This is a genomic window from Methylobacterium sp. E-041 (assembly GCF_022829665.1).
Classification (GTDB): domain Bacteria; phylum Pseudomonadota; class Alphaproteobacteria; order Rhizobiales; family Beijerinckiaceae; genus Methylobacterium.
In genome coordinates this window covers 1-994 of sequence record NZ_JAKSYQ010000004.1, presented here as the reverse complement: position 1 = coordinate 994, position 994 = coordinate 1, and the positions used below count along the sequence as shown (strand labels likewise).

At 65.0% G+C, this 994-nt stretch carries 2 pseudogenes; one reads left to right on the top strand and one right to left on the bottom strand.

Going from position 1 to position 994, the window contains the following annotated elements:
* Nucleotides 1–229: pseudogene (locus MKK70_RS00050) on the top strand (hypothetical protein); the annotation flags it as partial.
* Nucleotides 230–276: 47 nt separating this feature from the next.
* On the opposite strand, the pseudogene MKK70_RS00045 reads toward MKK70_RS00050, so the two are convergent.
* Nucleotides 277–498: pseudogene (locus MKK70_RS00045) on the bottom strand (chemotaxis protein); the annotation flags it as partial.
* Between the last annotated feature and the right edge of the window lie 496 nt (nucleotides 499–994).

Below are 994 nucleotides of genomic sequence, written 5' to 3'. Positions count from 1 at the left end.
GTGGATCGTGGCCGGGATCGGCATCGCGGTGAAGCTGCTGCTGCCCGGCCGCTTCGACCGGCTGTCGATCGGCCTCTACCTGCTCCTCGGCTGGTGCGGCCTGTTCGCCTACGAATCGGTGATCGCGGCGCTGCAGCCGACATGGCAAACCCTCCCGGTTCGCCTCATCGAATCAGATCCGCCCACGCAACGAAACCCCGTGAGTCACCCTCAGCGTCGATTGGTATGAGACGAATGATAGTCGCGCTCACCTGATTCCAGCGTATCAAGATGGCCTCAGGCAGCCGCCTGTGAAGCTTGGCGTACCTTGCGGGTCGCTTGATCGACCTGCTCGCTCGCTCGGGCGATGTCCTCCATGCCGCTGGCGATCGTCGTTGCCCCATGCGCGGCCGTTTGCATGCTGCCTGACATCTCCCGAGTCACCGCGGATTGTTCCTCGACCGCAGCGGCGATGGCACCTGACACCTCATCAAGCGAGCGGATTGTCGCCTGGATCGTACGCCTCCGGTGAGGGCCGCGGTCGAGGGCATCGCGCTCTGCGCTAAAGCCTGACATTAATGCTGGCGTTAAGGTCGGCGGGTCGGGGTGATGCGGGTCGAACTCCTGGAGAATGCCGAACGGCGGCGGCGCTGGTCGTTCGATGACTGTCCGTCGTCAGATGATTTGGGACATTCAGCGGTGTTCAGGAGCGGAGGCTCTGGTCCATCTGGGGTGAGAGGTTAGGCAGCCTGCGCGTGGTGGCGCAAGCGGCGATCGCCAGCGGCATGGAGGACATCGCCCGAGCGAGCGAGCAGGTCGATCAAGCGGCCCGCAAGGTACGCCAAGCTTCACAGGCGGCTGCCTGAGGACATCTTGATACGCTGGAATCAGGTGAGCGCGACTATCATTCGTCTCAGCTCTCGGTCCGGATGCCGGCCGACCGTCGGGCCGGGCGTGCCTACCCCCAACGGGCGCGCCCGGCCCGCATGGTCCGGCCTCATCGGGGCTTCGGCGA